The organism is Tunturibacter gelidoferens, from assembly GCF_040358255.1.
Classification (GTDB): domain Bacteria; phylum Acidobacteriota; class Terriglobia; order Terriglobales; family Acidobacteriaceae; genus Edaphobacter; species Edaphobacter gelidiferens.
This window is the reverse complement of record NZ_CP132938.1, coordinates 4,735,441-4,749,363: the sequence shown is the minus strand read 5'-3', so window position 1 is coordinate 4,749,363 and position 13,923 is coordinate 4,735,441. Positions and strand designations below refer to the sequence as shown.

Annotated in this window: 13 protein-coding genes; 7 read left to right on the top strand and 6 right to left on the bottom strand. The window is 56.6% G+C overall.

The window, feature by feature from the left end:
- Nucleotide 1: 1 nt before the first annotated feature.
- Nucleotides 2-568 carry a DinB family protein gene (locus tag RBB81_RS20495; RefSeq protein ID WP_179585084.1) on the bottom strand — a complete coding sequence of 189 codons (567 nt, stop codon included), beginning with the start codon at nt 566-568 and terminating at the stop codon, nt 2-4.
- Between the two features lie 2 nt (nt 569-570).
- Nucleotides 571-2,013 carry a DUF418 domain-containing protein gene (locus RBB81_RS20490; protein ID WP_353071913.1) on the bottom strand — a complete coding sequence of 481 codons (1,443 nt, stop codon included), beginning with the start codon at nt 2,011-2,013 and terminating at the stop codon, nt 571-573.
- A 419-nt stretch (nt 2,014-2,432) separates the two neighbouring features.
- Here RBB81_RS20490 and RBB81_RS20485 point away from each other — a divergent pair, with 419 nt between their 5' ends.
- Nucleotides 2,433-2,609: a hypothetical protein gene (locus tag RBB81_RS20485; RefSeq protein WP_179585082.1), complete on the top strand. Its 177-nt coding sequence runs from the start codon at nt 2,433-2,435 to the stop codon at nt 2,607-2,609.
- A 113-nt stretch (nt 2,610-2,722) separates the two neighbouring features.
- Here RBB81_RS20485 and RBB81_RS20480 read toward each other — a convergent pair whose 3' ends face one another.
- Nucleotides 2,723-3,184, bottom strand: coding sequence for a TonB family protein (locus RBB81_RS20480; RefSeq protein ID WP_179585081.1), 462 nt, complete (start codon nt 3,182-3,184; stop codon nt 2,723-2,725).
- A 629-nt stretch (nt 3,185-3,813) separates the two neighbouring features.
- On the opposite strand from RBB81_RS20480, the gene RBB81_RS20475 reads away from it, so the two are divergent.
- The 3 genes from RBB81_RS20475 (at nt 3,814) to RBB81_RS20465 (ending at nt 5,507) form a co-directional block, all read left to right on the top strand.
- Nucleotides 3,814-4,530, top strand: a complete 717-nt coding sequence (locus tag RBB81_RS20475; RefSeq protein ID WP_179585080.1) for an ROK family protein — start codon at nt 3,814-3,816, stop codon at nt 4,528-4,530.
- Nucleotides 4,531-4,666: 136 nt separating this feature from the next.
- Nucleotides 4,667-5,056 carry a DUF6979 family protein gene (locus RBB81_RS20470; RefSeq protein ID WP_179585079.1) on the top strand — a complete coding sequence of 130 codons (390 nt, stop codon included), beginning with the start codon at nt 4,667-4,669 and terminating at the stop codon, nt 5,054-5,056.
- Nucleotides 5,057-5,246: 190 nt separating this feature from the next.
- Nucleotides 5,247-5,507 (top strand): GlsB/YeaQ/YmgE family stress response membrane protein, encoded by a 261-nt coding sequence (locus RBB81_RS20465; RefSeq protein WP_353071912.1) that lies wholly within the window; start codon nt 5,247-5,249, stop codon nt 5,505-5,507.
- 85 nt (nt 5,508-5,592) lie between these two features.
- Here the strand turns inward: RBB81_RS20465 and RBB81_RS20460 are convergent, their stop codons facing one another.
- The 3 genes from RBB81_RS20460 to RBB81_RS20450 form a co-directional block, all read right to left on the bottom strand.
- Nucleotides 5,593-7,959 (bottom strand): sensor domain-containing protein, encoded by a 2,367-nt coding sequence (locus RBB81_RS20460; protein ID WP_353071911.1) that lies wholly within the window; start codon nt 7,957-7,959, stop codon nt 5,593-5,595.
- Nucleotides 7,960-8,209: 250 nt separating this feature from the next.
- Nucleotides 8,210-9,040, bottom strand: a complete 831-nt coding sequence (locus RBB81_RS20455; RefSeq protein WP_257025707.1) for an alpha/beta hydrolase — start codon at nt 9,038-9,040, stop codon at nt 8,210-8,212.
- A 197-nt stretch (nt 9,041-9,237) separates the two neighbouring features.
- Nucleotides 9,238-10,788 (bottom strand): sensor domain-containing diguanylate cyclase, encoded by a 1,551-nt coding sequence (locus tag RBB81_RS20450; RefSeq protein ID WP_353071910.1) that lies wholly within the window; start codon nt 10,786-10,788, stop codon nt 9,238-9,240.
- Between the two features lie 361 nt (nt 10,789-11,149).
- Between RBB81_RS20450 and RBB81_RS20445 the strand changes: the two genes are divergently transcribed.
- The 3 genes from RBB81_RS20445 (at nt 11,150) to RBB81_RS20435 (ending at nt 13,856) form a co-directional block, all read left to right on the top strand.
- Nucleotides 11,150-12,301 carry a VWA domain-containing protein gene (locus tag RBB81_RS20445; protein ID WP_353071909.1) on the top strand — a complete coding sequence of 384 codons (1,152 nt, stop codon included), beginning with the start codon at nt 11,150-11,152 and terminating at the stop codon, nt 12,299-12,301.
- Between the two features lie 136 nt (nt 12,302-12,437).
- Complete coding sequence (locus RBB81_RS20440) at nt 12,438-12,926, top strand: thioredoxin family protein (RefSeq protein WP_179585072.1); 489 nt, start codon at nt 12,438-12,440, stop codon at nt 12,924-12,926.
- A gap of 84 nt (nt 12,927-13,010) precedes the next feature.
- On the top strand, nt 13,011-13,856 hold the full coding sequence (locus tag RBB81_RS20435; protein WP_246373353.1) for a YihY/virulence factor BrkB family protein: 846 nt from the start codon (nt 13,011-13,013) through the stop codon (nt 13,854-13,856).
- The last annotated feature ends 67 nt before the right edge of the window (nt 13,857-13,923 follow it).

Below are 13,923 nucleotides of genomic sequence, written 5' to 3'. Positions count from 1 at the left end.
TCTAAGAACCGTAGCCGGGACCGCGAGGCCACCCGCACTCTCTCCAAAGCTTCTCCCAGTTCCAGATCCCGTCCGACGCCTCATACGGCAACGCAAATCCCATCTGATGCGCGAGCATGCACACCTGACCACGATGGTGAGCTTCGTGAGCAAGCATGTAGCAAAGCATCTCCACGCCAGCCGGCCACTCCGGAGCCCACCCGTCCCGGCGAAACTTCTCGATGCGGCCGCCCTCACCACCCAGCGCTTCAGCCAGCATCTCCTCGCAGCGAGCGGCGCTCTCGGCCAATCCCTCACGAGCCTGCTGCGGCGTGCAGTGCGCGCGGTTCAGTTGTAGTGGAACCTTCAGATGCGGAGCCGTAAGCCTGACCCACTTGCAGCGGACGTTATGCACGTGCGTGAAGATCGCTGCAATGGTGCGAGCCTTATCCGGCGGTTTGGCCGGCGGCTTGGCTCTCCACGCCGCAGGATCAAGATGTTCGATCAGCATCTGGTTCATGCGATCGTTGGCCGCAAACATCTGAACTGGCACCCGGCCAAGCTGCGTGCGAACCTCGTGTTGACGCATGGTCAAACAGTAGCGTCGGCAACCACCGGCGCCGGAGCCACCGCCCGAATCCGCATCGGCTGCCGCTTCCAGTACGTCAGCGAACGCCACACCCACTCCATCGGACCAAACTCAAAGTACCGCAGCCAGATCGAGCTGAACGCCATATTGAAGATCCACATTCCCAGCACCGCATAGTAGATCTTGTAGTACTCCACATAGCCGTACCAGTGCCAGGCGCCCCACACGAAGATCGTCTTCATCGTGATGCTCGTCAGCAGATAGTTCGACAGCGCCATCTGTCCGACCGATGCGATCCGTGCCAGCAGCCACTTGAACACTCCCGTCTTCAACAGAATCAGCAGCAGCGCAGCATTCCCCAGCGCTCCTGCAATCCTCCCTATGTCATATGGAGCCTGCATCCAGATCAGAGTTTTGAACATGTCGAAGTGTCCCGCCCATGCCTTCCACGCGCCAACCCCCGTCACAGCCCAGCCTACCCCGAGTCCGATCACCGCGATCCACGCGTACGTCTTCAAGCTTAAGCGGCCCGGCAAAAAACCATTCTTGTACAGCGCCATGCCAAGAAGCATCAGCCCGACCCAGTCGCCGAACCCGAAGTAAGCGCCCTTCAACTCGCCCATCAACACATTCCCAGCCACGTGCCCCTGCGCCTTCAAATACCCCTTCTGCATCGCGGCGATATCTTCGTACTTCTTCTTGTCCGGAGCACGCCATCTGTCCTGCGTGCTCTGCCACTTCTTCAGATCGCCGATCTCATCCTCAGTAAGCGTCTGGTGTTGCGCCAGCTTCGCATTGGCCTTCGCCGCGGCCTGCTTCGCGCTGTATGCGCTTCCGTACTGCCCCCCCATCATCAGCACGGAGTTGAGAAACAGAATGACGCCCGCCGTCCACATCAGGCGCTTCACCCGAACATTGCGGAAGGGAAACAGAAACAGCAACGCCGCCACGCCGTAGTAAAACAGGATGTCGCCGTCCCAGATCAGGTAACCGTGAATCATCCCGATCAGCACCAGCCATATGTTCCGCCGCGTAAAGATGTCGGCCGCCTTGATCCCTGCTCCTCGCGCCAGCGCCCGCTCCGTCAGCAGGATCACACCCGCCCCAAACAGCATGGAAAACAGCGCACGCATCTTGCCCTCGGCAAAGATCCAGCGCAGAAACCACACAGTCGTATTGATCTTCCAGTGCAGTCCATCGAACACCGGTTTCACCGTGCTCAGAGGATACGCATAGTTACGAAATCCATAAGCGAATTCACAGATGTTCATCACCAGGATGCCCATCAGCGAAAAGCCCCGCAGCACATCCATGCTGCTTATCCGCTCCCCGCGCGCTACTGGCCTCGTGGCGCTCAGTTCAGCGTGCGCCGGTCCAGCCAACTCCTCGGCAGCCCCGGGAGCGATCATGCCCTCATCAACACCCACTCCAGCAACACTCGCCATGCTTCCCTCCGGGGAGCACTCGCAGGTCCTCTCGGCCCAGGCCGCGCGCGTCGATTCATCGCATTTTCACCCGAAGTATCCCACCCCGCACTCCCGCCAATCAAGCGAAATCGCTTGCCACAGCCCCAGAGCCGCCATTTCAGGTCCGGAACCCACCAGTGAAAAGCCTCTCGCCACCAACGAAGCGCAACCGGTTCGCACCCCCCATCCGTGGACGAAAATAAATTCGACAAAACTGGCGTATTTTCTATCTAGCATCTTGATGGTATTGATTCACCACGTTTACCACGCATCCCACCACGATCACACCGTCAAAAGACCTCACGCAGCCGTCACGTTTTCGCAAAAACCCCCGCGAAATATACCCTTTCAGCACCTATAAAAAAACGCGGACCTCCACATTCTGCATCCAACCACCCATGGCCTCCTCCCCCACCCCGCCGCCTGAGAAGAGACAAGCCTTCTGCAGCCCCATCCTGCTGATCGTCATCGCCTGCGTCATCGCTGGAGCGATCGCGGTCTTCCTTGTCTTGCGCCCAAATCCCAATGGCAAAGGGCAGAGCAGCCCCACCGCCACTCCAGCCTCCCAACAATAACGCCTCTTCTTGCAACGCAAAAAAGGCAGACTCAAAAGAGTCTGCCTTTCAGCTTGAACCAGGCCCACATCAACGATCTCCGCTGAAGGGAGGGCTGTCAGTCAAACAGGGAACTAACGGGCTCCACGCAGAACCACCGCCAGATTGACCGGAACCGCAGTAGGCTGGTCATCCAGTGTGCCCGGAGTGAAGCGATACTGACTGACCGCAGCCAGAACGTTACGGTCCATCACTGGGTTGACCGACTGAACGATCTTTAGATCCGTCGGCTTACCGCTCGGGTCGACCGTCATCGCAACAACAGCGGTTCGCTCAAACTGAGTCGTTGGAGCGAAGTCGGCGTCCGATTCGACCGCGACGGTGTAAATCAACTTGGGAACATTGACTCCGGTGGAGATCCGAACAGGAGCCGCGGTTGTAGAGGAACCGCGATCGGACTCAGCGCCGGCAAACGGTGCGGCAACCAGCTCAGCGCGCAGGTTGGCGGCAGAGGTCTGGGTTTTTGCAGGCGAATTTGCCTGAGCGTGAAGCAACATGGGGGACAGGGCGAGAGTGGCCACAATGATTCGACGCATATTATCAATTCCTAGGGCATATGTGCCCATCACCACAATAAACCAGATCAAATACTACTGTCAATAAAAATGTCTTAAAAAATGTAAACCAATTGTATTGAGAGACTTATTCGGATAGAAAATATGCAAACGAAAAGATTCATAATGTCTTCATTAATTTAGATTCGCTTTGTTTTCGCTTTGACTATTGGGAGAACTACCGAAAACCCTTTGTAGCGCTACCCACAGAACCCGCCACTTTTTTACAGAGGCAAAGACATGGGCAAACTTCCCTGTAAAAATGGCTGTCAACCCCCAAACGCGCTAAAACCCGCGTCCAGTAAGGCTTTTGGCGTGGCGTATAAGTTATGTCCCATCCTGTAAAATTGAAATTAGGTTCTGGGGTGAAGGACCGAATACGTCGAGTGTTGGTGACCAAGGCTATAACCCCAATGGAATGAAGTTTTTGCCTATAAGTCCTTTGCTATGTTAATCTTAGAGAGAGGCTAAATTGTAAGTGGCTGAAAAAGCGATACTTGAGTGGTATAACCCCCCCAGGGGGGTACCCCCCGGAAGTCTGGAGCGTCCGTTTTGATCACCTTCCGCCAAAGTATCCAAAGGTATCCGCAACGCTGCTAACATCCAATTCAATGAAAGTTCTGGTCATCGACATCGGGGGCACCAACATCAAGGTTGCCTCGACCGACATGCGCGTCCCTATCAAGATCCCCTCCGGTCCCACCATGACCGCTGAACAAATGACCCAAGACGTCCTCGCCGCCACCGCCGGATGGACCTACGACTGCGTCTCCATCGGCTACCCTGGTCCGGTCGTCCACCATCGTCCGATCGCCGAGCCCCATAACCTCGGCGGAGGCTGGATCGACTTTCCATACGAAAAGGCATTTGGCAAACCCCTCCGCTTCATCAACGACGCCGCGATGCAGGCTCTCGGCGGTTACAAAGGAGGGCGCATGCTCTTCCTCGGCACCGGCACCGGCCTGGGCTCGGCAATGATCTTCGATGGCGTCATCATCCCGCTCGAACTCGCTCATCTGCCTTACAAAAAAGGGCTGACCTACGAACAGTACATCGGTCTCGTGGGCCTCGAACGTCGCGGAGTCAAGCGCTGGAGAAAGTCCGTCCTCGACATCATTAGCCGCCTCAAGGCCGCGATGGTCTGCGACACCGTGCTCCTCGGCGGTGGCAACGCCAAGATGATGAAGTCCCTGCCCAATCATGTGATTCTGGGCGCGAACACAAACGCGATCGACGGCGGCATCAAGCTCTGGCAAGACACCGCACTTGACCCATCAGGCACCGGCCCGACGAAACAAAGTTCGACCAAGCCAACTTCAAAGACCTGACCAGACCGGGAGCGTCGCAGGACGATTCGGCAATCGATCGGCAGCTTTCGGCGAGACCGCCTCGACCGCACGATCGCGTGCGAGCGGCGATCACGCCTGCTACCGGATCTGAAACAATCCTCACAGGAGAGATACTATGGCGAACAAATACGGCGAGGCCGCTCTGATCGCGGCCCGCATGGATACGTACGGCAAATCGATCACGCCCGCAGCTCGCTGGGACCAGGCGACGGCAAAACTCTATCCGACCAGCCCCTCGGCCCAGCGAAAGGGTGGCCCCCGGTTCGCCTTCCTCAGTCTTTGTGAAGCCGGCCTGGTAAAGGGAATTCCTGCCGGGCAATATGCTCCATCCAACAAGGCCAAGGCCTATGCTCTTCGTGCCGTAGCGCTTCTCAACGCAGGCACCCACAAGACTGTCTCTACGCTCTGGGCTGAGGTCACCGACGGCGAAGACATCGCGCACAACAGCCAGATGGACGTGGTCCTGGCTCTTTGGAAGAACGACCTGATCGTCCGCAGCGCCTAAGTCATCGCTCGACGCTCTAACCTGGTTGTCTTGTTGATTAGATGAAGCGCATTTCCGCGTTGCATTCTCTTACCGAAATCTGCGAATCAGTAAGATCAAACTCTTGCGTCGGTACAAAGTAAGAGTATCCTTCTCCCATCCAGCGAGACGTATCCGGCCGCCCCGGAAAACCAAACACGGAGGATCAGCTATGTTTCATCTGCTTTGGACGGCTGTCATCGGTCTCATCGTCGGCGCGCTTGCCAAACTCATCATTCCAGGCAAAGAGCCCGGCGGCATCTTCATTACCATGTTGATCGGTATAGCAGGGTCTTTCCTCGGGACCTTCCTCGGCCGGGCTATTGGTCACTATGAGCCTGATCAGTCCGCTGGCTTTCTGATGTCGCTCGTCGGTGCCCTCATATTGTTGGGCATCTACCACCTGATCAAGCGCAGCCGGGCGACGACCTAGCAATCGCAAGTAGTTTCTGAAGATTCAGCTGTTGTGTCGCGCTCAGGTATACCTCCGTCGCGATCGTCGCTGTGCCAAAAGTCCTCTACCGAACCAATCCGGTAACGGGCTCCGAGGCACGAGCGGCGGGGCCGTTGGCGTACTGCCGTATCACGTCACTGAACTCCGCCATTGCCACAGGTTTCGCAATGAAGTTGCCCTGCGCTTCGTCGCACTTCCTTCGCAACAGAAATCGCATCTGTTCATCGGTCTCGACCCCTTCGGCGACTACTTTAATATTTAGCCCGTGAGACATCGCGATAATCGTTCGAACCACGGCCGCGGCATTGGCGTCGGTTCCGGCCTTCTTCACGAAGCTCTGATCGATCTTCAGCCGGTCGACCTGATATTCCAGCAGATACGAGAAGCTGCAGAATCCCGTGCCGAAGTCGTCAATGGAGATACGGACTCCCAGCTCCCTCATTCTCTGCAACTTGTCCAGAACATGCTCGGAGTTGACCATCAACATATTTTCCGTGATTTCGATCTGTAGTTTCTCGGGAGAGAGACCGCTCTTCGACAGGGAATGTTCAACAATAGGGACGAGATTTTTTTGCTGAAACTGCCGTGGCGACAGATTGATTGAGACCGTTAGATCCATCCCAAGCTCGTCCTGCAGCGCCTTCCCCTCGCAGCATGCGGTCATAAAGGCCCACTCCCCGATCGGCACAATGAGTCCAGTCTCTTCTGCCAATGGAATAAATTGCGATGGCGAGATGCTTCCAAGTCTAGGATGATTCCAGCGGAGCAACGCTTCCATGCCGGTAACGGCTCCGGTGGTCAGCGAGATCTGTGGCTGATAATGCATGCTGAGCTCTTTATTCGTCAATGCGTGGCGCAGTGCATGCTCCATCGTCAGTCGCTCTGCCGTCTCCTTCAGCATGCTCTCGCTGAAGATCTGGAACTGGCTCCGCCCATTCTCCTTTGCCGCGTACATTGCCGAATCCGCCCGTTTGAGCAGATGCTTGGCATCGCTTGCGAAGTCGGGGTAAATGCAGACTCCGACACTCGCGGTCACACGTACCAGGTGCTCTTCGATTGATATCTCCGGAGATAACGCGGCTACCAGATTGGCTGCGCATTGTTCAACGTCGTCCACGTTGGTGATGTCCGGCATTACAACAACAAACTCGTCTCCACCTACCCGCGCCACCACATCGGTACTGCGCACGGAGCGACGCAGTCTCTGCGCAGCCTCGATCAGAATCTGGTCCCCGGCCGAGTGTCCCAAGGAGTCGTTGATACGTTTAAAGTGATCGAGATCGATGACAAAGACAGCGACCTTGGTTCCATATCGTCGCGCCAGTTCCACCGTCTGAAAGGTCTTGTCCTGCAAAAGCGCGCGCCCGGTCAGTCCCGTCAATTGATCGTGTGTGGCCAAATGAGTGACATACTCCATCATCTGGCGCCGGTCCGTAATATCGAACGCAATGCTCACAAAGCCGCTTACTTCACCGGCCTCGTTGGTTACGGCTCTCATGGCCAGATTGATCGGCGTTCGTGCGCCGTCGCGTCGGACAAGCGTCCACTCCTGTTCCTCCATCTTTCCCGCGGCCGCCCTCGTCGTCAGAACTTCGAACCCATACTTTTCCAACGTCGCGGCAGAGTCGATCGCGACCGCCCTACCCAACAGCTCTCGTTCGTCGTGCAGCACTGTTAGTGAAGCCTTCTCGACTAGTTCCTCGCGGCGATACCCCGTCAGCTTCTCTGCTTCCCCGTTCATTGCCGTAATCATTCCCGCGATATTGGTCGCGATAATGCTGAAGGGAGCGTTCTGAAAGACAGAGTCCGTAAACTCCGCCAGGTGCGCGTATCGTTCCTGCGTCGCCTTGGCTTCGCTGATATCGCTGAAGGTGATGGCCAGCCCATCTCCGAGCTTGACGACCTGGGTTCGCAACCAGGTTGCCTTGACGCTCGGGTAACTTACGGGAAACTCTTCGTTGAGCGATTCCCCAGTCTCGACAACTCTGCAAAATCTCGTGAACATCGGTCCCGTGGTCTTAATCGGAGTCACTGCGCACAGAGTCTGTCCCAGGAGCTCAGAACGTGATCGTCCCGTCAGTCTCTCAACGTTGGCATTGACGTACAGAACTCGGAAGTCTACGACTCTGCCTGCTTCATCTCGTACAGATTCAAAGAGCCCAAAGGCATCCAGACTGGTCTCGGCGGCTGCCAGAAACTGTGAATGCGCCTGCTCGGCCCCTCTTAGCTTCTCTACGCGGCTATATTCGCGCCACAGCGCCCAAACTGCAACGGCGGTGCCGGATATTGCAATAAAGACAGCGCTCAACTTTCCGAAATCGGCCCCATGATTGACTCGCCAGAGTTCCGCCACCACCAGCGAAACCGGCGCCGCTGAGAGAATCGTCTTCCAAATCCAGGATCGCTGGGATTCGAGCGCAGAAGCCTTCAAGAAATACCTCGAAATACTTGCAAGGATAGTGCCAGCATCGTGCTTCTCTAACCCCCCGTCCGCTAGCATAACCGGACGAAGCAACTTCTCTCGCAATCAAAATGCGTGATCCACGTGCACCTTGTAAAACGTTTGCCTTCGACTTTTATTCCGCAGCGATACCAAATGCAGTCTATTCGTTCCTAGCAGCCTGGGATCAACTTTTTTGATTCCAGGCTGCTTGAACGAGCGCAGCGATCTCTTCGGCACACTATTCCTGCGACATCCAGCCATGCATTTCCATCCAATTCGCGAGCAGTGTCGGATAGATGGCTAGCTCGGACATTCCTTTCATCCCCTGAGCCATTCCCGTTCCATGCTGCCCGCGTTCGAAGATGTGCAGCTCCACTGGCACACCGGCCTGCTTCAATGCGTCGTAGAATGCCGTTGCATTCATCGGATTGACAGTCTGGTCGGCCGTAGTGGAGAAGATGAAGCAGGGAGAGGTATTCTTCGTCACCAGCTTCACCACCGAGATCGAGTCCAACATTGCCTTCGTCGGATGGTCGCCCAGCAGCCCCTCCATATTCGTCCTTCTCGGTACTGAGTCGTCCATTGTGAATCGCCCATAGGACACAATCGCGAAGTCCGGCCGGTCGCTGACTCTATCAACAGGATCCTCAGCGCCCGAAGAGCCGTTATCATTCACTGCTGCCAGATAGCCTGCCAGGTGACCGCCAGCCGAGAAGCCCCACAGCCCGATCTTGTCCTTCGCTACTCCCAGTTCTGCTGCGTGGCTGCGTACATAGCGCATCGCCCGTGCGCCATCCAGCATCGGAGAAGGGAAGTGGTATCGCGGTCCCAGCCGGTACTCCAACACGAAAGCTGTTACGCCATGCGCATTCAGCCAACGCGCCTCCTCCCCACCCTCCTTTTCGATCGCCAGATGGACATATCCGCCGCCTGGCATCACGATCACAGCAGAATGTAAGCCAGCCCCCGGTGCTGGATACACATACATCTTCGGTACGTCTCCTTCACCGTCGCCCAATGCGCCGGGCGCTCCGTTTGGCCATAACACGACGGTCTTTGCAAATCCCATGGGAGGCTTCGTCACGGTTGCTGCGACCAGCGAGTGAGCGGGTGTAGCAGCCGTAGCCGAGTTTGAGGCGCACCCGACTCCAAGGAGCGCACAGAAACAACCAACTGTCAGCCAAAGAAGTTGTCTCATCGTCCCGTCAAGATACATTCTTCCTAACCCATTGCCGTTGGCAAATACGAGATGGCGGACCCGCATTGTCAGGCCGTCGAATCCGCAGTGGACATCTCGGTTCTCGATTTCACTGCCGTCGTCGACTCTACTCGGTTTCGTCCCAGATACTTGGCACGATATAACGCGTGATCGGAGGCTGTTAGTAAAGATATCACCGCAGTGTTCCGGTTCGGTACCTCCGCCGCCACACCCACGCTGATGGTTTGGATTCCAAGCTGGTTGCCCGAGTGCGGCACCTTCAAGGATGCGACAGCCTCGCGGACGTTTTCCGCCACTCGCACCGCAACTTCGATCGTCGTGTTCGGCAGGATCACGGCAAACTCTTCGCCCCCAAAACGCGCTGCGATCTCGGCTTTACCTTGTAACGCACTTGCAATCACCTTCGCGATGCAGCGCAGACATTCATCCCCGCCAACATGTCCATAGAGGTCGTTATACGCTTTGAAAAGATCCACATCGATCAGCAGCAGCGACAGCGGTTGCTGATCGCGCATAGCCCGGTGCCATGCCTCCTCGAGCCTTTCATCAAAGGCCCGCCGGTTGGCAAGACCGGTCAGGGAATCCGCATTGGCCAGTTCGCGGTATCGCAGTTCGCTCTTCTGCAACGAAATCTCGAGCGCTTTGCGCTCCTCGAGTAGAGCCGCCACTGGAAAGAAGGTGAAGAGGGCCACGGCAAGGAAGATTTGCTCAATCACAATCTTGTGGAGCAGATTTGTACCAGTAATCAGCATCAACGGCCCGTGTCCAGTGACAGTGAACCAGATCGAGATCAGTGCAATTACAAACACGGCGAGCACCGTGCCCGGGAAACCCAACCGGAACACCACCAGCAACAGCGCGGGAAAGATAAAGAAGATGAGCGGGTCTTTGCTGTGGCTGAACACCAGCGCTGTCGCGGCCGCCGGAACCATCAGTAATAACAGTGTTCTCGGCAGTTCCTGACTTCGCAGCATCGTAAAGAAGCCTGGCCGCTGCAAGATGAAGACTAGTGGCGCGATGATCGCCATCCCCAACACATCACCCAGGTACCAAGTACGAAACAGCATCCACCAGGGGCCTGCCTTCACAAAGAGTAACGTCCACGAAGCTCCCAGAGCACTGGTCAGCGCCGTCGCCGCAACGACCGCGACGCCAAGAAAGCCCAGCAGGGGAAGGCGCTTCGTCAGCTGCAGAGGGTTGCCGAACCAGCGCGTCAACAGCACAGATGAGGTGATTACTTCCACCGAGTTGGCTACCGACACGCCGATCGCCAGCCGCAACGGGTCGCCGTAGATCACATCGGCCAGCGTATCGGCCAAGAAACCCGCAATGAAATAAGGGATCCAGGTTTTTTTTGGGCGCGTAACCACCAGCGCAAACAAAAGTCCGTTGGTGAACCAAATCGTCGCAACTCCATCCGACTGTCTCGAAAGCACAATCCCCAGCCAGGAAAAAAGCAGCAGAATAAAGAACGTAGCGATCAGGTGTCGCCAGTGAATGGGCCCGGAGCGCGAGTGTGTATCTGTGACTTCAGGAGCAGCACAATGAGCCAGCTCTACATCGAGCGACGCTTCGCCAACGCTCTTGCTTATGTCCATTGCATTCTCGTTCCAGCATTTTCCCAACGCTGTCAGCATACTGCAAGGAGAGCTGTCTAACACCTTATCGCGCAGAGCAACTCCACCTATCTTTCGCCTGCTTCTTCAGGAAACGCGGCCGTTAAAGTTACGAAGATCCGCTGGCGATTGCAAACGGCTCCAGAGCCGAGGGCGCAAAGACTCCACGAGCCGAGGATTTTCGTTCTGCAAGCGGTTCACTTGAATCAGAGAAACCGGAATGCGGAAGAGCAGATTGAACGATGAATCGATAGTAGCAAGTCAGAGATTTCTCGTCAGCAAAAACGTCAGGTCAAACGACTCCAGTTTGAAACCCCACCCACCCGGTGTCGTCTAAACTCACATGATCGCCCCCCACCTGCTCCGGCCTCTTGTTATGGTCGTTGTCTTACTCGCCTCCGGCCTGCGCATTCCGAGCATCGCCGCACAACAAAAAACCTCTCCGCCCGATCAGTCCCCTTCCACCACGGCAGCGACGATCGCCGTCGACGCCCGGCTGGTCAATCTTCCCGTGGTCGTACGTGACAAAAAGGGAGCACTTATCCAGAACCTTACCAAGGATGACTTCACCCTTCAGGTGGACGGTAAGGCCCAGACCATCCGGTACTTCGACAAGGACACTAACCTCCCGCTCACCCTCGGCCTCCTCGTCGACACCAGCCAGTCCCAGCGCGGTGTCCTGGACGAAGAACGCACCGCGAGCAGTACCTTCCTCGATCAGATGCTGACCAACCCGAAGGATCAGGCCTTCATCGTCCAGTTTGCGCGTCAAACGGAGCTGTTGCAGGACTTAACGACTTCGCGCCCGCTGCTCCAAAGGGCTCTGAAAGAGATCGATACTCCCGCCCCCGCCTCCGCTGATGACGATAGCGACAGCCGCAGCCACAGCCGGGGAGGGACCGTTCTTTATGATGCTCTCTTTTTGGCTTCCGACGAGCTGATGAGTAAGCAGACAGGCCGCAAAGCCCTGATCATTCTCTCAGATGGTGTAGATCGAAACAGCAAGGAGAATCTCGTGCGATCCATCGAAGCCGCCCAGCGAGCCGACACCATCATCTATGCCATTTATTTCAAAGGGGAAGAGTCTCATCCGCAGAACAATAACCCTCAGCACGGTCGTGGTGGCTACCCTGGCGGTGGCTTCCCCGGGGGCGGATATCCTGGTGGTGGCTACCCCGGCGGCCGCGGCGGCTATCCCGGAGGGGGCAATGGGGGTGGCAATGGGGGGAACTATCCCAGCCAGAGCAAGGTCGACGGAAAGAAGATCCTCGAACGCATGGCACAGGAGACTGGTGGCCGTCTCTTCGAGGTAAAGAAAAATCAAGACGTCGCTCAGATCTATAACCAGATAGCGGAAGAGCTTCGAGCACAGTACCGCCTCGGTTACACCCCCGCCCAGGACGCAGCTTCGAACGGCTACCATCAGGTCGCGGTAGACATCCATCAGAAAGGTCTCGTCGTCCAGACCCGCGACGGCTACTATGCCGGGAAGTAGCCGTCACCGGCTTCTCTCAGCATAGTTTTGCGTTACTCCCTGATCTTCATGCATCATCTGTAGATATCCGGATTGAATGTAGATATCCGGATCGCAGCGGGCGCCCTCACAGTCCTGTCCTACGAACAAGGTCTCGATGAACACGATACGTCGCATCACGATTCGCACTGTTGCAGTAGCGCTTCTGGCGCTCATGATGACTTCATTCGCTCCGGCCTCTGCTCAGTCCGTCTTCATGGTCAACAGGAACCTCTACTCAGAGACCGCCAACGCCAATGCTGACATTGCCGCCGCAATGGTCACCGCCCGCCGCGAGCACAAGCGCATCATCCTCGACTTCGGTGCAAACTGGTGCGGTGACTGTCAGGTCCTGGATTACTACTACCGCCAAAGTCCCAATGCGGAACTCCTCGCCAAGCACTTTCTTGTTGTGCACATCGATACCGGCCATGTAGACCACAACGTGGATGTGGCAAAGAAGTATCATGTTCCCATCGCCCATGGCATTCCTTCTCTCGCTGTCATCGACGCCCACGGCACCCTCCTCTACGCCGAACACGAGAAGGAGTTCGAGCACACCAGCGTTGAAGCCGTCACGGCTTTCCTCAATCGGTGGAAGGCGTAATCTGTCTCTTTCGCTCTTCGGTGTGCCCTTATGAGAAGACTTCTTCGTCTTCCCAGGATCCTCCACGGAACGCTGCTCCGGGCAATGAGGCACGATAGCCTCAACCTCGCCCAATCTACTGCCTACTCGGCGATGGTCTCGCTGTTTCCGGCCCTCATCGTCGCTGCCGCCGCTATCAGCCTCGTTCCGGACAACACGCCTTTTCGCTTCCAGTTCGCTCTCTTCTTCGATCGCATCCTTCCTCCAGATGTCAGCCCCCTGCTGCAAAGTTATTTTGTCGCTTCGCCACAAACCACCCGTTCCACTCACGCACTGAGCCTTGCGGCGCTCGTCAGTCTCAGCGGCGCCTCCAGCGTTCTAGCGACCATCATGGAAGGTCTGCGCCGTGCTAACGATCTCCCGTTCGACTGTTGGACTTTTTGGCAGCGTCGCATCCGAGCACTCGTTCTGGTCCCCCTCTCGCTGATTCCCTTCGCGCTCGCCAGCGTCCTCGTGGTCTTCGGTCACTTCATCACGACCTGGGTCGCCCTGCACATCACGCCCTCTGCCCGTACGTCGGTCTTTATCCTTGCTCTCGTCATCCGATGGAGCGTTGCGCTTATCGGCAGCATCGGCGTCACTGCCCTCATCTACCATATGGGAACTCCCATGCAACAATCATGGAAGCGTACCCTCCCTGGGGCCTTCGTCTCCACCGCCATGTGGTTTTTTGCGACTGTCGTCTTCGGCTGGTATGTCACACGCTTCGCCAACTACTCTCAGGTCTATGGATCCCTGGGCGCCGGCATAGCGCTCCTGTTCTGGCTCTATATCATCTCGCTCTGCGTTCTGTGCGGGGCTGAGTTTAATGCAGAGTTCCACTCTCGATTTTTCCACCCGCATCATCCTCATTCCAACCCCGCGCCCCCAAACACCCTCCTCCCCGGTTAGAATTGCCACGGCAGTTAAAACTCACTGGTCATACCATCATTCTTTCGCGATGGTGAGAAAGTCTCCT